Source organism: Streptomyces sp. NPDC088746 (assembly GCF_044751065.1).
Lineage (GTDB): Bacteria > Actinomycetota > Actinomycetes > Streptomycetales > Streptomycetaceae > Streptomyces.
This window is the reverse complement of record NZ_JBIVLA010000003.1, coordinates 570,806-591,475: the sequence shown is the minus strand read 5'-3', so window position 1 is coordinate 591,475 and position 20,670 is coordinate 570,806. Positions and strand designations below refer to the sequence as shown.

General features: G+C 71.1%; 15 protein-coding genes. 11 read left to right on the top strand and 4 right to left on the bottom strand.

The window, feature by feature from the left end; translation table 11 throughout:
• Window positions 1–71: 71 nt before the first annotated feature.
• Window positions 72–1,142: a lactonase family protein gene (locus ACIP63_RS17110; RefSeq protein WP_401516364.1), complete on the top strand. Its 1,071-nt coding sequence runs from the start codon at window positions 72–74 to the stop codon at window positions 1,140–1,142.
• An 81-nt stretch (window positions 1,143–1,223) separates the two neighbouring features.
• Here the strand turns inward: ACIP63_RS17110 and ACIP63_RS17105 are convergent, their stop codons facing one another.
• On the bottom strand, window positions 1,224–2,156 hold the full coding sequence (locus tag ACIP63_RS17105) for a sirohydrochlorin chelatase (RefSeq protein WP_401516362.1): 933 nt from the start codon (window positions 2,154–2,156) through the stop codon (window positions 1,224–1,226).
• A 139-nt stretch (window positions 2,157–2,295) separates the two neighbouring features.
• Window positions 2,296–3,288 (bottom strand): N-acetylglucosamine kinase, encoded by a 993-nt coding sequence (locus ACIP63_RS17100; RefSeq protein WP_401516360.1) that lies wholly within the window; start codon window positions 3,286–3,288, stop codon window positions 2,296–2,298.
• A 189-nt stretch (window positions 3,289–3,477) separates the two neighbouring features.
• Here ACIP63_RS17100 and ACIP63_RS17095 point away from each other — a divergent pair, with 189 nt between their 5' ends.
• The 4 genes from ACIP63_RS17095 (at window position 3,478) to ACIP63_RS17080 (ending at window position 7,693) form a co-directional block, all read left to right on the top strand.
• A complete protein-coding gene (locus ACIP63_RS17095) occupies window positions 3,478–4,155 on the top strand; it encodes a uracil-DNA glycosylase (RefSeq protein ID WP_401516359.1) in 678 nt (225 codons plus the stop codon).
• Between the two features lie 299 nt (window positions 4,156–4,454).
• Window positions 4,455–5,675, top strand: coding sequence for a saccharopine dehydrogenase family protein (locus ACIP63_RS17090; protein WP_401516357.1), 1,221 nt, complete (start codon window positions 4,455–4,457; stop codon window positions 5,673–5,675).
• A gap of 106 nt (window positions 5,676–5,781) precedes the next feature.
• Window positions 5,782–7,275, top strand: coding sequence for an APC family permease (locus ACIP63_RS17085; RefSeq protein ID WP_401516356.1), 1,494 nt, complete (start codon window positions 5,782–5,784; stop codon window positions 7,273–7,275).
• Window position 7,276: 1 nt separating this feature from the next.
• Window positions 7,277–7,693 (top strand): universal stress protein, encoded by a 417-nt coding sequence (locus ACIP63_RS17080; RefSeq protein WP_401516354.1) that lies wholly within the window; start codon window positions 7,277–7,279, stop codon window positions 7,691–7,693.
• Window positions 7,694–7,720: 27 nt separating this feature from the next.
• Here ACIP63_RS17080 and ACIP63_RS17075 read toward each other — a convergent pair whose 3' ends face one another.
• A complete protein-coding gene (locus tag ACIP63_RS17075) occupies window positions 7,721–8,806 on the bottom strand; it encodes a WD40/YVTN/BNR-like repeat-containing protein (protein ID WP_401516353.1) in 1,086 nt (361 codons plus the stop codon).
• A 190-nt stretch (window positions 8,807–8,996) separates the two neighbouring features.
• A complete protein-coding gene (locus ACIP63_RS17070) occupies window positions 8,997–10,055 on the bottom strand; it encodes a LacI family DNA-binding transcriptional regulator (RefSeq protein ID WP_401516351.1) in 1,059 nt (352 codons plus the stop codon).
• Window positions 10,056–10,270: 215 nt separating this feature from the next.
• On the opposite strand from ACIP63_RS17070, the gene ACIP63_RS17065 reads away from it, so the two are divergent.
• The 6 genes from ACIP63_RS17065 (at window position 10,271) to ACIP63_RS17040 (ending at window position 20,668) form a co-directional block, all read left to right on the top strand.
• A complete protein-coding gene (locus tag ACIP63_RS17065) occupies window positions 10,271–11,515 on the top strand; it encodes an extracellular solute-binding protein (protein WP_401516920.1) in 1,245 nt (414 codons plus the stop codon).
• Window positions 11,516–11,517: 2 nt separating this feature from the next.
• Window positions 11,518–12,447, top strand: a complete 930-nt coding sequence (locus ACIP63_RS17060) for a carbohydrate ABC transporter permease (protein WP_401516349.1) — start codon at window positions 11,518–11,520, stop codon at window positions 12,445–12,447.
• A 4-nt stretch (window positions 12,448–12,451) separates the two neighbouring features.
• Window positions 12,452–13,351 carry a carbohydrate ABC transporter permease gene (locus ACIP63_RS17055; protein ID WP_401516347.1) on the top strand — a complete coding sequence of 300 codons (900 nt, stop codon included), beginning with the start codon at window positions 12,452–12,454 and terminating at the stop codon, window positions 13,349–13,351.
• 53 nt (window positions 13,352–13,404) lie between these two features.
• A complete protein-coding gene (locus ACIP63_RS17050) occupies window positions 13,405–15,807 on the top strand; it encodes a glycoside hydrolase family 3 N-terminal domain-containing protein (protein ID WP_401516345.1) in 2,403 nt (800 codons plus the stop codon).
• 142 nt (window positions 15,808–15,949) lie between these two features.
• Window positions 15,950–17,053 (top strand): endo-1,4-beta-xylanase, encoded by a 1,104-nt coding sequence (locus ACIP63_RS17045; RefSeq protein ID WP_401516343.1) that lies wholly within the window; start codon window positions 15,950–15,952, stop codon window positions 17,051–17,053.
• Between the two features lie 435 nt (window positions 17,054–17,488).
• Window positions 17,489–20,668 (top strand): glycosyl hydrolase 115 family protein, encoded by a 3,180-nt coding sequence (locus tag ACIP63_RS17040; RefSeq protein WP_401516341.1) that lies wholly within the window; start codon window positions 17,489–17,491, stop codon window positions 20,666–20,668.
• Window positions 20,669–20,670: the final 2 nt, after the last annotated feature.

Sequence of the window (20,670 nt, the reverse complement as noted above, 5' to 3'; positions counted from 1 at the left end):
CCCGGACCGGAAAACGTCGCCTGCTACCGTCGGCCCGGAAGATCGTGACGGACGCGAAGAGGGGTAGCGGGATGGGCGCCGACGAAGAGAAGCGGGCATTCATAGGGTCGTTCACGTCGGCGGGCGGACTCGGCATCAGTGTCGCCGCCGTCGACCGGGACACCGGGGCGCCGTCCGTGCTCGCGTCCACGGACGCCGTCGCCGACCCCTCCTTCCTCGCGGTCGGCCGTGCTCCCGGGTCGGGAGACCCCGTGTTGTACGCGGTCAGCGAGACCTCCGACGGCGCCGCCGCGGCCTTCGGCATCGACGACGACGGAACGCCGCGGCTGATCGGCGAGGTACGGCCGGTCGGCGGGGGCAGCCCGACCCACCTGACCCTCGCCGCGGGCCATCTCCTGACGGCCAACTACGGCTCCGGGAGCGTCACCGCGCTGCCGGTACGGGACGACGGCTCACCCGGCCCGGCGGCCGGGGTGCTACGGCACGAGGGCCGAGGCCCCGACGACGGCCGCCAGTCGGGCCCGCACGCGCACCAGGTGCTGGCCGACCCCTCGGGGAACTGGGTGCTGAGCGTGGACCTCGGTACGGATTCCGTACGCGTCTGCGCGCTCGATCCCGCCACCGGCTCCCTGCGGCTGCACGCCGAGACGGCACTGCGGCCGGGGACCGGACCGCGCCACCTCGCCTTTCACCCGTCCGGGGGACACGCGTACGTCCTGAACGAGCTCGAGCCGACGGTCACCGTGTGCCGCTGGGACGCGGCGGAAGGCCTGCTCGAACCGCTCGGGGAGACACAGGTGCTGCCGCACGACCACGACGAGGGCGCAGGCGTGCGGACGTACCCGTCGGAAGTGGTGGTCTCGCACGACGGCCGGTTCCTGTGGACCGCCAATCGCGGCCACGACAGCATCTCCGTCCTCACACTCGACGGGACGGGCGAGAAGCCGGCCCTGGCGGCGGCTGTGGGCTGCGGCGGACGCTGGCCCCGCGATCTCACCCTCGACCCCACCGGGCAGTGGCTCTACGCGGCCAACGAGCACTCCGGGAACGTCAGCTGGTTCGCCGTGGACGCGGAGACGGGAATCCCGGCACACGCGGGCTCCATCGAGGTCCCGGCCGCCTCCTGCGTGGTCTTCGCCTGACGCCCGGCCCCGCGACGGCATGCGGCGCGGACCGGCGAGAACCGGTCCGCGCCGCATCTCCCGGCGCATGCGTGGCGCGAATCAGTGCGCCGACGCCCCCTGGGCCCCCTGGGGCGTCTCCGGGGTGATGCCCAGCGTCGTCGCGTACAGCGAGAGCACCAGCTTGCCGATGGCCGGGTACGCGCCGAGCGGCTCGGCGGTCGAGCAGCCGGCCTCCTTCGCGGCGGCGTCCAGCAGCCCGGGGTCGATCTCCGGGCCCACCAGGTACGGTGCGAGCGCCAGCTGCGCCGAACCGGAGTTCTGCAGCTGCGCGGCGATCGAGGCGACCGAGCCCTCCACGTCCAGGGCCGCGGCCATCACGGGCACGGCGAGGCGGGCGGCCAGCAGCATGCCGGTGATCCCGGCGGCCTGCACGGCCTCCTCGCCGCCCACCGTGGCCAGCACGATGCCGTCGGCCGCGGTCGCCACGGTGAACAGCCTCGCGCGGTCGGCGCGCGCCAGACCGGCCTCCGAAAGGCGTACGTGCAGTGCCTCGGCGAGCAGCGGGTGCGGACCCAGGACGTCGGTCAGCTCGGCCTGCGTGCCGCTGTCCATGACGGCCTGCCGTATGCGCCGGATCAGGACGCTGTCCGGGCCCGCGAGCAGCGGCACCACGACGGCGGACGGGCCCGAGGGCTCGGCGACCTCGCGGCCCGCGGCGACGGCCTGCTCGTAGCGCGCGGTGCGCTCGGCGGCGACATGGGTGAGCGCGGAGACGAGAGTGGGATATTCGGCGTCGTCGCCGTCGAGATAACCGATCTGCGCGTTCAGACCGGGCAGCTCGGAGCGGGCGATGCTGATCACTTCCTCGGCCAGGCTGCGCGAGGCCGGGGAAGGGGTACCGGGAAGGGCGAGAACGAGCGCGGCAGCGCCCTCAGGTGCGACCACGGGCTCCGGGCGGCGGTGCCGTCCGGACTGGCGAGGTCGCGGCATTCGTACAGGCAGGCCGGAAGCGGGCCCAGTGGGGGTGCTCATGGCGCCGCATGCTACTGGTTTTGGGTGCCCCTCTGTTCGGGGAGGGGGCCGTCAGGCGTTATCTGTCCGTATATGTCTGTTGAATGGCATAACAGGCGACTGACCTGCTCTGTCCGGGACGGACGACCGCTCGAATCGTCTATGTTACTCCCGGTACGAAGAGCAGTGACGGGTGGGCCGGGAGTCGCGGCCCGGGCCCTGCGAGGGTGCGGGCGATCTCCAGCGCACCGTGCAGCGGATCGCCCTTCGCCGGAACCACCCGTGCCTGCGGGACCTGCTGCGCCAGCTCGCCCCGCAGCGGGCCGAGAAGGGGCTCGCCCATGCGGAACAGCCCACCGGTCAGGGCCACTTCACATTCCTCGTGGCGGGAGCCGGTGGGGCGGGGACACACCGCGGCCGCTGCCTCGGCGATGTGGGCGGCCGCCTCCCGCAGGATGCCCGCCGCGACCTCGTCCTGGAGGGCGCAGGCTCCGACCTCGGGGGCGAAGGAGGCGAGCAGCGCCGGACGGTCCGTACGCGGATAGAGCAGGCCCGGAAGGCCGCTGACCGGCCCGAAGACCGCCTCCAGCCGCGCCAGCAGCACGGACGACCCTCCGCGGCGCCCGTCGTGGGCCCGCATCGCGGCATCGAGTCCCGCCCGGCCGATCCAGGCGCCGCCGCCGCTGTCGCCCAGCAGATGCCCCCAGCCGTCCGCCCTGCGCCACGACGTCAGATCGGTGCCGAGCGCGATCAGGCCCGTGCCACCCGCGACGACCGCTCCGGGCCGCTGTCCCAGCGCTCCGGCGTACGCGGTCACCGCGTCGGCGGCCAGCGCCAACCGCCGTACACCCAGGGAGCCGGCGAGCGCGTCCGGCAGCAGAGCGCGCAGCTGTCCGCCCAGGGTCGCCATGCCCGCGGCCCCGATCGCGGCGGCGGCGACGGTCGTCCCGGAACCCGCCTGCTCCAGCAGCCCCCGTACGGCGGGCAGCAGCTGCTCCAGGAGATGTCCGGCGTCCATGCCGTCCGCACCGGTCCGCACCGGCTCGGCGCAGGCGACGGTCAGCGCCGGGGTCTTCGCGTCCACCGGCCCGAGCGCCACGCGGAGCCCTGACCCGCCCGAGTCGACGCCGAGGACGAACGTGCCGGCGCTCACGGCAGCCGCCGGGAGGCCCGACCGCCGCAAGCCACGGGCAACGCTGTCTGCGGACGAACGCCTGCGCGCCTCATGGCTGGACTCCGGGGGGATGGAGGACTGACGACGACCGGCACCCTATCGCTCAAGCCCGTTCCATGGGGGACCACATGATCACTCGGCCCCGTGTAGGCCGGTAGAGTGACAGGTGTGGCAGCGCGACCGTTGAGCGAACTTGTGGAGCCCGGCTGGGCCGAGGCGTTGGGGCCGGTGGCCGGCCGGGTCGCCGCGATGGGGGATTTCCTCCGTGCGGAGATCGGGGCGGGCCGCACCTATCTCCCCGCGGGGAAGAACGTGCTGCGCGCCTTCCAGCAGCCCTTCGACGAGGTGCGCGTCCTGATAGTGGGTCAGGACCCCTACCCGACACCGGGCATGGCCATCGGCCTCAGTTTCGCGGTGGCGCCCGATGTGCGGCGTCTGCCGGGAAGCCTGGAGAACATCTTCAGGGAACTCCACTCCGACCTCGGCCTTCCCCGGCCTTCGAACGGAGACCTGACGCCCTGGACACAGCAGGGCGTGCTGCTGCTCAACAGGGCACTCACCACGGCTCCCGGTAAACCCGCCGCACACCGTGGCAAGGGCTGGGAAGAAGTGACCGAGCAGGCGATCCGCGCCCTGGCCGCCCGGGGCAAGCCGATGGTCTCCGTGCTGTGGGGCCGGGACGCGCGCAATGTGCGGCCGCTCCTGGGCGACCTGCCCGCGATCGAGTCCGCCCACCCTTCCCCCATGTCCGCGGACCGCGGTTTCTTCGGCTCGCGGCCTTTCAGCCGCACCAACGACTTCCTGCTGCGCGCCGGGGAACAGCCCGTGGACTGGCGTCTGCCGTGAGCGGTGCCGGGCCGGACATCCTGCTTCACCGTCACCCTTCGTCATCCTTCCGCCCCCAGGGGTGGACACTCCGCTGACAGCGGTGTCCGGGGGCGGTGTCCCGACGAGCCGGGAGCTCGCTCCTCGCCGCCGGGCGCCCGTCCGGGTGGGGGCCCGGGGACGGATAGCCCGGACGCGGGACACCGCCCGGACGGCTGCCCGCCGCCGGGCGCCCCGGCTGTTAGCGTCCCCACTCCACCGGACCGGCCGGCCCGGCTGGAGCCGTTGCCGCGGCAGAAGCGGCAGAGGAGTGGTGTCCGATGCGTGTCCTCCTGGTCGGCGCGGGTGGCGTGGGCACGGCGATCACAAGGATCGCGGCCCGGCGGCCCTTCTTCGAGCACATGACGGTCGCCGACTACGACATCGGCCGGGCCGAGAGCGCCGTCGCAGCCCTCGGGGAGCGCGGGGACCGTTTCGACGCGGTCCGGCTGGACGCGTCCGACCGGTCAGCCGTGCGAGCCGCTCTCGCCGGACACCGCTGCGACGTCCTGCTCAACGCCACCGACCCGCGCTTCGTCATGCCCTTGTTCGAGGCTGCTCTCGCCCATGGCGCGCACTACATGGACATGGCCATGTCCCTTTCCCGGCCGCACCCGTCCCGTCCGTACGAGGAGTGCGGCGTCAAGCTCGGGGACGCGCAGTTCGACCGGGCGGCTGAGTGGGAGGCCACCGGGCGGCTTGCGCTGGTCGGGATGGGCGTGGAGCCCGGGCTCTCCGACGTGTTCGCCCGGTACGCCTCCGACGAACTGTTCGACGAGATCGAGGAGATCGGGATCAGGGACGGCGCCGACCTGACGGTGGAGGGCTACGACTTCGCCCCGTCCTTCAGTATCTGGACCACCATCGAGGAGTGTCTGAACCCACCGGTCGTCTACGAGGAGGGGCGCGGCTGGTTCACCACCGCCCCCTTCAGCGAGCCGGAGGTCTTCGACTTCCCCGACGGCATCGGGCCCGTCGAGTGCGTCAACGTCGAACACGAGGAGGTACTGCTCGTCCCGCGGTGGCTGAAGGTCCGGCGCGTCACCTTCAAGTACGGCCTGGGTGACGAGTTCATCGGGGTGCTGCGCACGCTGCACAAGCTGGGCCTCGACCGTACGGACCCCGTGTCGGTGAAGAGCGGTGCAGGGAACGCAGACGTCTCGCCGCGTGACGTGGTGGCCGCCTGCCTGCCCGACCCGGCAGGACTCGGCGAGCGGATGCACGGGAAGACGTGCGCGGGCACCTGGGTGAAGGGGAGCAAGGACGGGCGGCCCCGGGAGGTCTACCTCTACCACGTGGTCGACAACCAGTGGTCGATGCGCGAATACGGCTCCCAGGCCGTGGTCTGGCAGACGGCGATCAACCCCGTCGCCGCGCTCGAACTCGTCGCGAGCGGTGTCTGGGGCGGCAGCGGAGTGCTGGGGCCGGAGGCCATGCCGCCGAGGCCGTTCCTCGACCTGCTGACGGAGTACGGCGCCCCGTGGGGCATGCGCGAGCAGTGACAGCCGCGATGCCGGCCCGCCGGACATGCGCACCCGGAAGTACGTCCATAGCATGTGGAAGAAATATTCCGCCTTCTCTTCAGGCCTGTGACCCGAGCGAGGGAACATGGCGAAGGACCCTGCCGGATCCGCCCCACCGGCAACCTTGAAGCCGAACGCGATCGGCTTCGTCGACGCGCTGGTCATCGGACTGAACGCCACGTCCCCTGCCTATTCGGTGGCGGCCGTCATCGGCCCGATCGTCGCGCTCGTCGGCATCTACGCACCAGGCGCGCTCTTCGCGTCCTTCGTGCCGATGCTGCTCATCGCCTCGGCCTTCTACTACCTGAACAAGGCCGACCAGGACTGCGGGACGACGTTCTCCTGGGTGACGCGCGCCCTGGGCCCGTGGACCGGCTGGCTCGGCGGCTGGGCGATCGCGATGACCGGTGTGCTCGTGGTCGGGTCACTGGCGGACATCGCCGTCAGCTTCGGGCTCCTCGCCGTCGGACTCGACAGCTGGGCCGAGAACACCTTCGTCCGCCAGCTGCTCACCGTGCTCCTGATCATCGTGATGACCGGGCTGTGCGTCATCGGGACCGAGCTGTCGGCCAAGGTGCAGAACGTCCTGATCCTGGCTCAGGTGGCTTTCCTCCTGGTGTTCGTGATCGTCGCGCTCTACCGGGTCTACGCGGGCACGACGTCCTTCGACTCGGTCAGACCCTCGGCCGAGTGGCTCAACCCCTTCGGGGCGGGCGGCGCGGCCCTCACGAGCGGGCTGCTGCTGGGCGTCTTCATCTACTGGGGCTGGGAATCGGCCGTGAACCTCACCGAGGAGGTCGAGGACTCCGCGAGTGCGCCGGGAAAGGCCGGGGTGTGGTCGACGGTCATCCTTCTGGTCACCTACCTGTCCGTCGGCTTCGCCGTCGTCGCGTTCGCCGGAACGGCCTATCTGTCGGAGAACGCGGGGGAGGAGGAGTTCGTCTTCGCCCTGCTCGCCGGCGAGGTCATGGGGGGCTGGGACTGGATCGTGCTGCTCGCGGTCGCGACGTCCGCGCTCGCCTCGACCCAGACCACCATCATCCCGGCGTCGCGCACCGCACTGTCCATGGCCCGCCGCCACGCGCTTCCCGCTCACTTCGCCCGTATCAGCCCACGGTTCCGGACCCCCGACGTGAGCACGTGGTGGGTGGCCGCCATCGCCATCGCCTGGTATCTCGTCGTCAGCCAGATCAGCGAGAACGCACTCTTCGACTCCCTGACCGCACTGTCCCTGCTCATCGCCTTCTACTACGCGCTCACCGGGGTGGCGTGCACCGTCTACTACCGCCGCCATCTGACGGAGAGCGTGCGCAACTTCTTCCTCGTCGGCCTCGGTCCGCTGGTCGGAGCCGGGCTGCTCACCTGGCTGCTCGTCAGGTCGGTCATGGACATGTCCGACCCGGCGAACTCCTACAGCGGGACCTCCTGGTTCGGGCTCGGTCCCCCTCTCGTCATCGGCATCTGCATCAGCCTCGCCGGTGTGGTGCTCATGGTGGTGCTGCGATTCCGGTCGCCGGCCTTCTGGGCCGAACGCCGAGGTGTGGTGGACCCAGACCTCGTACACGGCAAGGAGCCCTGAGATGTCCGTGGTCCTCGGATACGACGAGTCGCCGGGTGCCGCGCGTGCCCTGAAGGCGGCGATCGAGGTGGCCTCCGCGTTCGGCGAGCGGCTGGTCCTGGTCTACGGGGCGGCGCCGCCCGGTCCTACCGGCGAGGAGTACCGCGCCCACTACGAGGCCATCCGCCAGGCCGGGCGCACCGGGCTGGAGCGCGCCGTCGCCTCGGCCGAGGAGGCCGACGTGCCGACCACGGTCGAGGTCATCGACCTGAGTCCGGCACAGGCGCTGATCGAAGCCGCCTCGCGCCACGGAGCGAGAGTCATCGTGGTGGGCAGCTGGGGCGAGAGCCCGCTGCGGGGTGCGCTGCTCGGCTCCACCCCGCACAAGCTCCTGCACCTGTCGACCGTTCCGGTGCTCTGCGTGCCGACCGAGGAATGATCCGGCGGGCGGTGACACGGCGGCCGGTCAGCCGATCACGGCTGCCCGCACGCACAGCACGTCCGGCAGATGCGAGACGAGCTGCTGCCAGCTGTCGCCGTCGTCCGCGCTCGCGTACACCTCCCCGTTGCGATTGCCGAAGTAGACGCCGGCCGGGTCTGCGTCGTCCGTGCAGAGCGCGTCGCGCAGCACCGTCCCGTAGTGATCGCCGTCCGGAAGGCCGCGGGTCAGCGGCTCCCACGTCTCGCCCGCGTCCCGCGTGCGGTACACCCGGCAGCGGTGGCCGGCGGGGACACGGTCGGCGTCGGCGTTGATCGGGAAGACGTAGAACGTGTCCGGACGGTGAGGGTGCGCGGCGGCGGCGAAACCGAAGTCCGAGGGCAGGCCGGAGCCGATGTCGTTCCAGCGCTTCCCGCCGTCGTCGCTGCGGAACACGCCCCAGTGGTTCTGGAGGTAGAGCCGGTCGGGATCGGCCGCGTCCCGGGTGACCTTGTGCACGCACTGGCCGAACTCGGGATCGGGGTCCGGCAGGAAGACGGCGGAGACTCCCTTGTTGGAGGGAGCCCAGCGCTCACCGCCGTCCTCGGTACGGAACACGCCCGCGGTGGACACGGCGACGGTCACCGCCCGGGCGTCCCTCGGGTCGGTCAGGATGGTGTGGAGGCCCTCGCCGCCCCCGCCCGGGACCCACTGGGACCGGGTCGGGTGCTCCCAGAGCGGGCGTACCAGTTCGAAGGACTCGCCCCGGTCGTCCGACCGGAACAGCGCGGCCGGCTCGGTCCCCGCGTAGACGACGTCGGGGGCCTCGGGGCCTGCGGGGTGCAGCTGCCAGACCCGCTCCAGCGACGCGTCGGTGAACTGCGGGAACTTCACGGCAGGCTGCTTCGGCTCCACCCAGGTGGCACCCAGGTCGTCGGAGTGGAAGACGGAAGGGCCCCAGTGCGCGCTGTCGCCGCCGACCAGCAGCCGGGGCGCCTTCCCGCGGGTGTCGATCGCGATCGAGTAGATCGCCTGGGCGTTGAAGTGCGGATCGCCGAACTCCCATGTCCCGCCGCGCCTGCGGCCGAGGAAGAGCCCTTTGCGGGTGCCTACGGTGAGCAGTACATCGGTCATGACAAGACCTCCCGAGACGCCGTTGTGCCGGATACGGGTCAGTCTGCACCCCGCCACTGACAACGGCCCGCAACGACGGCACCCACCCAGGTCACAGCGGCCGTGGACGCGCACAGCCACCGGCCGGCCCGAGCCTCACCGGTGGCTTACGGCCTCCTCGTCGCCCGGTCCGCGAAGTCACGGCCATCGCTCAGCGTGCAGGCGGGGCCGTGCTGCTGCGCACCACCAGGCTCGTCGCCAGGTCGACCCGGGTGGTCGCAGGCTGCCTGCCCCGGCCCAGGTCGAGGACCAGCCGGGCGGCGGTCTCGGCCATCTCTATGAGCGGCTGGCGCACCGTGGTGAGGGGCGGGCCGATCCAGCGGGTGAGCGGCAGGTCGTCGAAGCCGACCACACTGAGGTCCTCCGGGATCCGCAGTCCCAGCTCGCGCGCGGCCTCGTAGACACCGAGTGCCTGCAGGTCGTCCCCGGCGAAGATGGCCGTGGGCGGTTCCGGCAGGCGCAGCAGCTCCAGGGCCGCCGTATAGCCGCCCTCGTGGTTGAACTCGCCCTCCCGGACCAGCTCGGGGTCCATCGGGACGCCCGAGGTCTCCAGGGCGGCGCGGTAGCCGTCGATCCGGGCGCGGCTGCACATCATGCGGGCCGGTCCACCGATGACGCCGATCCGCCGGTGGCCCAGCCCCGTCAGATGGCGGGTCGCGGCAAGCCCGCCCTGCCAGTTGGCCGCCCCGACCGACGGGATGTCGTCCCCCGGGTCGCCCGCCGGATCGACGACGACGAACGGGATGGAGCGGCTCGTCAGCTGGGCACGCTGCGCAGCGTCCAGGTCCGAGAGCACCAGGATCACCCCTGCCGGCCGGCGCGCCAGCACGCCGTCCACCCATGTCTGGCCCGGGGTGAGCCGGCCCGCGCTCTCCGAGAGGACCAGGCTCAGGCCCTCCTCCCTCGCGACGTTCTCGACGCCCCGGACGACCTCCATCGCCCAGGCGCTGTCCAGCTCGTGGAAGACCAGGTCGATGAGCTGGGACTGCTGGGAGGCGCCACGCCTGCGGCGGTAGCCGTGCCGCAGCAACAGCTCCTCCACCTTCGTACGCGTACCCGGGGCGACATCAGCGCGGCCGTTCAGCACTTTCGAAACTGTCGGAGCCGAAACTCCGGCCGCTCGGGCGATCTCTGCCAGCGTGGCGGTGCTCTCCGACGGCTCGTCGACGGGCGCCTTCTCCTGTTGGGGCTGGACCTTTGCAGGGCTCATGCACGAATCGTAGCTCCCTCACGGCTCTGTACAGGCGTCCGGGCAAGGTTGGTAAATCCTTGCTCCTGCCCTCTTGACGTGCCCGAAACACGACCGTACGGTTCCGGCAACATTCGAAAGCCACGCCGAAACATTCGACAGAGGGTGCGGTCATGCGGTCGGGGATATTCACTCAGGGCACACGTACGACGAGATGGGCCGCGGCGGGCGCGGCGATGGTCATGGCCGGTGTGCTGGCAGGCTGCGGCTCCGGGGGCGGCGGGAGCGACAGCGGGACCATCACCGCTTACGTCTACGGGGACGACGCGGTCAAGGTCCAGCAGGCGGCGGTCGACACGTTCAACAAGACCTCCAAGGTCAAGGTGAAGCTGGTTCCGGTCCCCGGCGCCGACTACGTGAACAAGCTGCGCAGCGCCATGGGTTCGCCCAGCGCCCCCGACGTCTTCTTCAACTGGGGCGGCGGGTCCATCAAGCCGTACGTCGACTCCGAGGAGCTGGTCGATCTGACCTCGACGGTCAAGAACGACGCCACGCTCAAGGACGGCTTCATTCCGTCGATCATGACGGCCGGCGGGCTCGAAGGGAAGGTCTACGGGGTGCCCATGCGCGGCATGCAGCCCGTGATGCTCTTCTACAACAAGACCCTCTTCGCCGAGCACAAGATCGAGCCGCCGAAGACCTGGGACGACCTCCAGGCGGCGATCAAGACCTTCAAGGCCGCCGGGATCATCCCCTTCGCGCTCGGCGGCTCGGAGAAGTGGCCCGAGCTGATGTGGATGGAGTACCTGCTGGACCGGATCGCCGGCCCCGAGGTCTTCAAGAGGATCCAGGACGGCGACACCCAAGGCTGGGGCGACCCCGCGGTGCTCAAGACGGCGCAGACCGTCAAGGAGCTCATCGACCAGGGCGCCTTCGGCAAGAACTTCAACTCCGTGGACTACGGCAGCGGAGCGGCGCCGACGCTGCTCAGCAAGGGCAAGGCCGCCATGCACCTCATGGGTTCGTGGGAGTACTCGACGCAGCTGGGCAAGGCCCCCGAGTTCGCCAAGAAGGACCTCGGCTGGACGGCCTTCCCGACCGTCGCCGGCGGTGTGGGGGACCCCGCGAACGTGGTGGGCAACCCCACCAACTACTGGTCGGTCAACGCCCGGACCGAGCACAAGGACACCGCCATCGCGTTCCTGAAGGCGATGGCGTCGAAGACCTACGCGCAGGCACTCGTCGACAACGGTGACGTACCCACCACGTCCAACGCGGCCTCGATGCTCAGCGGTTCACCCAACCCGGAGTTCGCCACCGACCAGTACGAAATGGTGCAGAAGGCCCCGAGCTTCACCCTCTCGTGGGACCAGGCGCTCGAATCCCAGTACGCCACGCCACTGCTCACGGAGATCAGCAAGCTGTTCGCCGGCAAGACGACCCCCGAGCAGTTCGTCGAAGCGATGAAGGCCGCGAAATAACGATGTCCCACCACACTCCGGTCGCGAAGAGCCACGGAGACGGGAAGGCGGCCGTCGGCAACGTCGGCCGCCCGCCGGTCGCCTGGGCCGTCCCCGGCATACTCTTCTTCGCCGTCTTCGCGATCGTCCCTCTGGCGATCGCCGTCTATCTCTCCTTCACCGAGTGGGACGGGCTCGACTCCCCGACCTTCACGGGGCTGGACAACTGGACCCGGCTGTTCAACGACTCCGAGTTCGGCCAGGCCGCCTGGCTGAGCCTCCTGCTCACCACGATCAGCTGGGTCTTCCAGACTCCGGTGGCCCTGCTGCTGGGCGTGTGGGCCGCGGGCCGCCAGCGCAGCCGTGCCTTCCTGTCCGCGATCTTCTTCATCCCGCTCCTGCTCTCCACCACCGCCATCGCGATACTCTTCCGTGCGCTGCTGGACCCCAACTTCGGTGTGATCCAGACGATCGGGCCCTGGCTCGGCGTCGACCCCAACGTCATGGGATCGTCCACCGGTGCGCTGCTCGTGGTGGCGTTCGTCGGCGGCTGGCAGTTCATGCCCTTCCACACGCTGATCTACCAGGGCGGCGCCCGGCAGATCCCGGAGGTCCTCTACCAGGCCGCCTCCATCGACGGCGCCGGCATGCTGAGGCAGTTCTTCCACATCACCCTGCCGCAACTGCGCCACACGATGACGACCTCCTCGATCCTGATGATCGTCGGCTCGCTGACGTACTTCGACACCGTGCTCATCATGACCAAGGGCGGCCCCGGCACGGACACGACGATCCTGCCCTACCTGATGTACCGGACCGGCTTCCAGACGTACGACCTCGGCTACGCGGCGGCCATCGCCACGGCTCTCGTCGTCGTGGCCACCAGCATCTCGCTGATCATGGTCCGCCTCAGTGGCTTCGGGACCATGCGGTCAACCCGGGAAGGTATGTGACGAGATGTCGATCGACACCCGCCCCGCTTCGCCGCGGCAGCGCACGACACCCACCCCGCCGCGTCGCGGCCGCCCGGTCCGCCGGCGCAGGTCCCTGGGCAACCCCGTGGCCGGCATCGGCTCGCTGATCTGGCTCGTCATCGTCCTGGTTCCGCTCTACACGCTGGTCTCCGCGTCGCTGATGCGGCAGGACGAGGCGCTGAACGGCGACCCGCTGGCCATCCCCTCGGATCCGACGCTGGACAACTACGACTTCGTGCTCGACAGCGGGTTCCTCTCGCTGATCGGCAACACCGCGATCGTCGCCGTTGCCACGGTCGCCATCGTGCTGGTGCTCTCCGTCCCGGTGGCGTACGTGGCGGTGCGCACCCGCAGCCGGCTCTCGTCGCTCGCCTTCCGGACGTTCCTGCTCGGTGTGGCGATCCCGGCGCAGGCGGTGATCGTGCCCCTGTACCTGATGATCGGCAAGATGGGGCTGTACGACACCCTGTGGGCGATCATCCTGCCCACCGCCGCCTTCGCGATGCCCGTCGCGGTCCTCGTGCTGAGCGGCACGATGCGCGACGTCTCGGAGGAGATGTACGAGGCGATGGCCCTCGACGGTGCCTCGCCCGTTCGCATGCTCTGGCAGCTGGCGGTGCCGTTGTCCAAGGCCGGGATCAGCACGGTGGCGATCTTCTCCGCCCTGCAGGCGTGGAACGGCTTCCTCTTCCCGCTGATCCTGACGCAGTCGGAGGAACAACGCGTGCTGACGCTCGGACTGTTCAACTTCATGAGCCAGTTCGGCGTGAACATCCCCGCGGTGCTGGCGGCGATCATCCTCTCCGTCATCCCCATCTTCGCCGTGTACCTCGTGGCGAGGCGGGCGCTGATCAGCGGACTGATGGGGGTGGGCGGCAAATAGCACACCGACGCCGCTCCGGAACCACCGCACTCATGAGAGGAACCCCTGCCGCCATGGCAATCCACCCCGCCCCGCACACCCGCCGGGCCGACCCGCCCACCACCGCCGACGGCCCGTGGAGCGACCCGTCGTTCAGCCCCGAGGAGCGGGTGGCCGACCTCACGGCCCGTATGACGATCGAGGAGAAGGCCGCCCAGCTCTACGGAATCTGGGTGGGCGCCGACGCGGAGGGCGACGGAGTCGCACCGCACCAGAACGACATGGTCGACCCGGTCGACTTCGAGGACATCACCACGCGTGGACTCGGTCAGCTCACCCGGCCGTTCGGCACCGCGCCGGTCGACCCTGGCGTCGGCGCGGTCTCGCTGGCCACGGCGCAGGCCAGGATCTCCGCGGCGGGCAGATTCGGGATCCCCGCCCTCGCCCACGAGGAGTGCCTGGCCGGGTTCACCGCCTGGGGTGCCACCGCCTATCCGGTCCCGCTCGCCTGGGGCGCCGCCTGGGACCCGGAGCTGGTCGCCGAGATGGGCCACCGCATCGGCAGCGACATGCGGTCGGTCGGTGTCCACCAGGGCCTCGCCCCGGTCCTGGACGTGGTGCGGGACCTGCGCTGGGGCCGCGTGGAGGAGACGATCGGCGAGGACCCGTACCTCGTCGCGACCATCGGTACGGCCTACGTGCGGGGCCTGGAGTCCTCCGGGGTCGTCGCCACGCTCAAGCACTTCGCGGGCTACTCGGCGTCGGCCGGCGCCCGCAACCTCTCCCCGGTCCGGGCCGGTGCCCGGGAGATGGCCGACGTGATCCTGCCTCCGTTCGAGATGGCGATCCGTGACGGCGGTGCCCGCTCGGTGATGCTGTCGTACGCCGAGATCGACGGCGTACCCGTGGCGGCCGACGCGTCGCTGCTCACCGGACTCCTCCGCGACACCTGGGGGTTCACCGGCACCGTCGTCGCCGACTACTTCGGCATCGGCTTCCTCGAGACCCTGCACAAGGTGGCCGCGGACCGCGGCGACGCCGCGCGCCTGGCCCTCACCGCGGGCGTCGACGTGGAGCTGCCCACCGTGCGCAGCTACGGTGACGCCCTGGTCGCCGCCGTACGCGACGGAGCCGTGGCGGAGGAACTGGTGGACCGTGCCCTGCGCAGGGTCCTGCTGCAGAAGTGCGAGCTCGGCCTGCTCGATCCGGACCGGAAGGTCCTGCCCGCCGTGCTCAACGGGGTGGATCCGGAGCAGGCACGCGGCACGGTGGACCTCGACCCGCCGCGGAACAGGGCCCTGGCCCGGCTGCTCGCCGAGCGTTCCTGTGTCCTGCTGGCCAACCCCGAGGCCGCGCTCCCGCTGAGCGGCACCGGGCGGATCGCGGTCGTGGGGCCCCGCGCCGACGACCCGCTGGCGATGCTCGGCTGCTACTCCTTCCCCAGCCACGTCGGGGTGCAGCACCCCGAGGCAGCCATGGGCATCGACGTGCCGACCGTGCTGGAGGCGCTCCGTGAGGAGTTCCCCGGTGCGGGCATCGACTACGCGCAGGGCTGTGACGTGGACGGCACGGACGCCTCCCGGATCGAGGAGGCCACCGCTCTGGCGGCCGGGGCCGACGTCTGCGTGGCCGTGCTCGGCGACCGGGCCGGGCTGTTCGGCCGCGGCACGTCCGGCGAGGGCTGCGACGCGGCCGATCTTTCACTGCCCGGTCTCCAGGGCCGGCTCCTCGACGCGCTGCTCGCGACCGGCACCCCGGTCGTCCTCGTCCTGCTGACGGGACGGACGTACGCGCTCGGCGGGCGTGCGGACCGGCTGGCCGGCTGCGTGCAGGCGTTCTTTCCCGGTGAGGAGGGCGGCCCGGCGCTCGCGGGGGTGCTCTCGGGGCGGGTCAACCCCTCCGGGCGCCTGCCCGTGGGCGTGCCCAACGGTGCCGGCGGGCAGCCGTGGACGTATCTGCAGCCGCCTCTCGGCCGGGCCAACGGGGTCAGCAACCTGGATCCGACCCCCCTCTATCCCTTCGGTCACGGACTCTCGTACACCTCGTTCGCCTGGGAGGCCGGCGCCGACGTGCCGGCCGACCTTCCCACCGACGGCGAGACCGACCTCGCGGTCACCGTCCGCAACACCGGAGACCGGGACGGGGCCGAAGTGGTCCAGCTCTACGTCCACGACCCGGTCGCCCAGACCACGCGCCCCGAGGCGCGGCTCATCGGGTACGCCCGGGTCGAGCTCGCCCCGGGGGAGTCCCGGAAGGTCAGCTTCCGATTCCATCCGGACCTGGTCTCCTTCACCGGGGCCGACGGGCGCCGGATCGTCGAGCCCGGTGACCTGGAGCTGCGCTTCGCCACCTCCAGTGACCTGGCCGGCGTCAAGCACACCGTACGGCTGCGTCTCACCGGCCCTGAGCGGACCGTCGATCACCGCCGGCGCATGGTGTGCGCCACGTCGGTCGACCCGCTGATCGCCCCGGTGTGACGTACGGGGGCCTCGGCCCCCGCGTACCCGCCCCGCGCACCCCCTCCGGGGTACGCGGGGCGGCGCCGAAACTTTCGAAGGCCACCTCGGCGCGCCCGGGCGCAGGCTCGCGTCCCCGTGCCACCACGGAAAGGCACCTGTCATGCTCAAGGCAACTCGTTCGGTCGCGGTCGGCTCCGCGGCCGCCGTCCTCCTGGTCTCCGCGTTCACCCTCTCCAGCGCCTCCGCCGCCGGCAACGACTCCGGACGGCACGGCGGGAAGGGCCACAGCGCCGCCCCGCGGAGCCTCGGCGACCTCGGCAGGAAGGCCGGACTGCGCATCGGGACGGCGGTCGACACCTCCGCCCTGGCCGAGGACGCGCCCTACCGGGCCAAGGCCGCGGGGGAGTTCTCCTCCGTCACCGCGGAGAACGTCATGAAGTGGGAGGCTGTCGAGCCGCAGCGGGGGACGCACGACTGGGCCGCCGCCGACGAGCTCGTCGACTTCGCGAAGAAGAACGGACAACTGGTCCGCGGCCACACCCTGGTCTGGCACAACCAGCTGCCCGCGTGGCTGAACGAGGGCGACTTCACCGCCGCCGAACTCCGGGAGATCCTGCGCCGGCACATCACCGACCAGGTCACGCACTTCAAGGGCGAGATCTGGCAGTGGGACGTCGTCAACGAGGCCTTCAACGACGACGGCACGCTGAGGGACAGCATCTGGCTGCGGAAGCTCGGCCCCGGCTACATCGCGGACGCCTTCCGCTGGGCCCACCGCGCGGACCCCAAGGCCCGCCTGTTCATCAACGACTACAACATCGAGGGCGTCAACGCGAAGAGCACGGCCCTCTACGAGCTGGTCACCGAGCTGCGTGAGCAGCACGTGCCCGTCCACGGAGTGGGTATCCAGGGCCACCTCGGAGTCCAGTACGGCGCACCCCACGACATCGCCGACAACATGCTGCGCTTCGACCGCCTCGGCCTCGAGACCGCGATCACCGAGGCCGACGTCCGGATCCCCATGCCGGCCGACAGCACGGAGCTCGAGGCCCAGGCCGAGGGCTACGCCGTCCTGCTGCGCGGCTGCCTCCTCACACCGGGCTGCAACGACTTCACCGTGTGGGGCTTCTCCGACACCTACTCCTGGGTCCCGGACACCTTCCCCGGCGAGGGCGCGGCCAACATCTTCGACGAGAACTACGTGCCCAAGCCCGCCTACAACACCCTGCGCCAGACCCTGACGCTCGCCGCGGGCCGGCACTGAACCACGCACCACCACGGGCGCCGATGAGGCGCGCGGTCGGCGTGCACGCACCCCTCGCACCGCGGGCGACCGCGAGGTCGTGCTGCCGGGCCGTCACCACCGGGGCGGCCCGCTCCGTTCCAGGCTCCACCCCGGGATCCGCGGCACCTTCGGCCCGGGGCGATCCCGATGCCGCTGGGACTGCTGCCCGCCTTCCGCCGGTTCGGGCCCCGGGCCGCACTGTCCTCCTGGTCGCTGGGGACGCTCGGTACCTCTTCGTGCAGTTCGGGCTGATCAGCCCGGAGCCGGACGACACCGCCGACGCCATCGTCGCCGCGCTCCCGCCCGGCCCGGGCCAGGAGGGCGGCCTGACCTCGCGGCGCCCGCTCCGCACATCCGCCAAGGGCTCACGCCCACTCAATCAGTCATGCGTGTGAACGATATGGGGAGAGCGACATGGACAGGCACACCAGCCGCAGAGCGGTCCTCGGGGCCGGACTCGGCGTCACGGCACTGGCGACGACGCCCCTCGGATCGCTGATGGGACTGACGGGGGAGGCCGGGGCGACGCCCGCCGGCCCGGGGGACTCCGCGGCGGTGCGGCCCACCGACCCCGGGGCGTACATCTCCTTCACGCCACGCTCCGGCGCCTTCGCCCTGGTCAGGGCCGGCAAGGCGGCCCCGGTCGTGGTCAGTGACAAGGACCATGACGGCGTCGTCCGGGTGGCGGGCGACCTCCAGGACGACATCGAGCGCGTCACCGGCGTGCGCCCCGGGCTCTCCCGGAACGAGGCGCCCCGCGCCCGCGAGATCGTCCTCATCGGCACCATCGGCCGCAGCCCGCTGATCGACGGGCTGATCGCCGCGGGCAAGCTCAAGGTCTCCGGGATCGCGGGCGCGTGGGAGACCAGCCTGCAGACGGTGGTGGAGAAGCCGCTGCCCGGAGTGGACCGCGCGTTCGTCATCGCCGGCAGCGACCAGCGCGGCACGATCTTCGGCACGTACGACGTCTCCCGCGGCATCGGGGTCTCGCCCTGGTACTGGTGGGACGACGTCGCCCCCGTCCACCGCGACGCGCTGTACGTCCTGCCCGGCCGGCACAGCCAGGGCACCCCCGTCGTGAAGTACCGCGGGTTCTTCATCAACGACGAGAACCCCGCACTCGGCACCTGGGCACCCGCCTTCTTCGGCCCCGGCAAGGCGCCCGGCTTCGAGGGCGGCTTCAACGCCGCCTTCTACGCCAGAATCTTCGAAGTGATGCTGCGGCTCAAGGCCAACTACCTCTGGCCGGCGGTCTGGGGCCGCGCCTTCGCCGAGGACGACCCGGAGAACCACGCCACCGCGAAGGCCTACGGGGTCGTGATGGGAACCTCCCACGAGGCTCCCATGATGCGGGGCATCGAGGAGTGGAACCGGCACGCCGTCGCCGCTGTACGCGACGGCGAGGGAAACATCACCCAGCCGGGCCACGACCCGTACGGCGGCACCGGCGAGTGGTCGTTCCGCCGCAACGCCGAGGCCATCAAGGCCTACTGGCGCGAGGGCGTCCGCCGCATGGCGGACGAGGACTTCGAGGGCGTGGTCACCCTCGGGATGCGCGGCAACGGCGACGTCAGCCTGCCGGACGGCGACGGAATCGACCTGATGACGGAGATCATCGCCACCCAGCGTCAGATCCTCGCCGAGGAACTCGGCGCGCAGGACGCCGTCCCGCAGGTCTGGACCCTCTACAAGGAGGTCCAGCACTACTGGGACCGTGGACTGCGGGTCCCGGACGACATCACCGTCGTCCTCACCGACGACAACTGGGCCAACGTCCGCAAGCTGCCGGACCTGAAGAACGACGCCCGCAGCGGCGGTTACGGCCTCTACTACCACTTCGACTACGTCGGGGTGGGGCGCAACTACAAGTGGGTCGACACCGCCTCGCTCCCCAACATGTGGGACCAGCTCCACCAGAGCGCGGCCTACGGCAACCACGGCCTCTGGGTCACCAACGTGGGGGACCTCAAGGGCAACGAACTGCCCACCCAGTTCTTCCTGGAGTACGCCTGGGACCCCGACCGCTGGCCCCTGGAGGCGCTCCCGGAGTGGGAGGAGCGTTACGCGGCGCAGAACTTCGGCGAGCGCCAGGCCGAGGAGATCGCCGAGATCCTTCGTACCTACGCCCGGCTGCAGTCCCGCCGCAAGCCCGAGCTGCTCAACCGGAAGATCACCCTCGATCCGGCCAAGGACCCGGCCACGGACTCCTCCGCCATCGTCTACGACGACCGGGCCACGCCCTTCAGCATCGTCGACTACCGCGAGCTGGAGCGGGTCACCGAGGACTGGCAGCGGCTCGACGCCGCCGCCGAACGTGTCCGGCGGAGTCTGCCGGAGTCCGCGCAGGACGCCTGGTACGAGCTCGTCGGCTACGCGGTCCGGGCGACCGCCAATCTGTACGCCCTGCGGGAGGCGCAATTCACCAACCTGCACTACGCACCCCAGGGCCGCGCCCTGACCAACCAGCTCGCCGCGACCGCCGAGGCGGGCCTGGCCGAGGACTTCGCGCTGGCGCACCGCTTCAACACCGAGGTGGCCGACGGCAAATGGGAAGGATTCCAGACCCAGCCGCACATCGGCTACGGCGATGTGGACCGATACGGCCCCAACGCCCCCTGGCAGCAGCCCGAGCTGAACAACGTGGCCATCGCGGACGAGATCTTCCCCGCCGTGCGGCGCATCGAACTCCCGCGCGAGGCCGAGATGGGCGTGGCCGTCGACGGCTCGTCCGACTGGTGGCCGGCGTCCGGCGCGGAGGCGGTCCTGCCCGTTTTCAGCCCGTACCAGAGCCAGCCCGCGCAGTACGTGGAGGTGTTCAACCGGGGCACCGAACCCTTCGGCTTCCGCATCCGTACGGGTGCCCCCTGGCTGATCGCCGACCGGACGCGGGGCAGGGTGGACGCCCAGACCCGGGTGACCTTCCGGGTGGACTGGTCCCGGGCCCCGAAGGGCGTCACGCGGGTCCCCGTCACCGTCTCCGGCCCCGGCGGAAAGGAGATCACCGTCCGCGCCGTGGTCGACCGGCCCCTGCTGGAGCGGTCACAGCTCAAGGGGTTCGTGGAGGCCAACGGCTACGTCTCCGTCGAGGCCGACCACTTCCACCGGGCGGTCGGCGGGGAGGGGGTCTCCTGGCGCCGCATCCCGGGCATCGGACGTACCGGATCGGGCATGGAGCCCTTCCCCGTCACCGCGGCACGGCAGACGCCGGGCGGCCGGGGGCCCCGGCTGGAGTACCGGGTCAGCCTGTTCACCACCGGGCCGGTGACCGTCTGGGCGTATCTGTCGCCCCGCAACAGCGCCCTGGCCACCGACGGACTCACGTACGCCGTCTCCTTCGACGACGACGCCCCGCAGTCCGTCGACATCACCGAGGTCACGGGGTCGGACGACGGCACCATGAACACGCAGTGGGCCCGCAACACCTCGGACAACGTCAACCGCACCGGCACCGCGCACCACATCGGCCGGGCGGGCGCCCACGTACTGAAATTCTGGATGGTCGACCCGACCGTGGTACTCCAGAACCTCGTGGTGGACACCGGCGGCCTCAAGCCCAGCTATCTGGGCCCGCCGGAGAGTCTCCGGCTGAGCTGACC

Excerpts from the sequence above, each read along its gene's own strand:
- ACIP63_RS17080 (WP_401516354.1), top strand. The coding sequence starts at position 7,277 with ATGTCCGTGGTCCTCGGATACGACGAGTCGCCGGGTGCCGCGCGTGCC.
- ACIP63_RS17060 (WP_401516349.1), top strand. The coding sequence starts at position 11,518 with ATGTCCCACCACACTCCGGTCGCGAAGAGCCACGGAGACGGGAAGGCG.
- ACIP63_RS17045 (WP_401516343.1), top strand. The coding sequence starts at position 15,950 with ATGCTCAAGGCAACTCGTTCGGTCGCGGTCGGCTCCGCGGCCGCCGTC.
- ACIP63_RS17090 (WP_401516357.1), top strand. The coding sequence starts at position 4,455 with ATGCGTGTCCTCCTGGTCGGCGCGGGTGGCGTGGGCACGGCGATCACA.
- ACIP63_RS17055 (WP_401516347.1), top strand. The coding sequence starts at position 12,452 with ATGTCGATCGACACCCGCCCCGCTTCGCCGCGGCAGCGCACGACACCC.
- ACIP63_RS17040 (WP_401516341.1), top strand. The coding sequence starts at position 17,489 with ATGGACAGGCACACCAGCCGCAGAGCGGTCCTCGGGGCCGGACTCGGC.
- ACIP63_RS17105 (WP_401516362.1), bottom strand. The coding sequence starts at position 2,156 with ATGAGCACCCCCACTGGGCCCGCTTCCGGCCTGCCTGTACGAATGCCG.
- ACIP63_RS17110 (WP_401516364.1), top strand. The coding sequence starts at position 72 with ATGGGCGCCGACGAAGAGAAGCGGGCATTCATAGGGTCGTTCACGTCG.
- ACIP63_RS17075 (WP_401516353.1), bottom strand. The coding sequence starts at position 8,806 with ATGACCGATGTACTGCTCACCGTAGGCACCCGCAAAGGGCTCTTCCTC.
- ACIP63_RS17050 (WP_401516345.1), top strand. The coding sequence starts at position 13,405 with ATGGCAATCCACCCCGCCCCGCACACCCGCCGGGCCGACCCGCCCACC.
- ACIP63_RS17070 (WP_401516351.1), bottom strand. The coding sequence starts at position 10,055 with ATGAGCCCTGCAAAGGTCCAGCCCCAACAGGAGAAGGCGCCCGTCGAC.
- ACIP63_RS17065 (WP_401516920.1), top strand. The coding sequence starts at position 10,271 with ATGGTCATGGCCGGTGTGCTGGCAGGCTGCGGCTCCGGGGGCGGCGGG.
- ACIP63_RS17085 (WP_401516356.1), top strand. The coding sequence starts at position 5,782 with ATGGCGAAGGACCCTGCCGGATCCGCCCCACCGGCAACCTTGAAGCCG.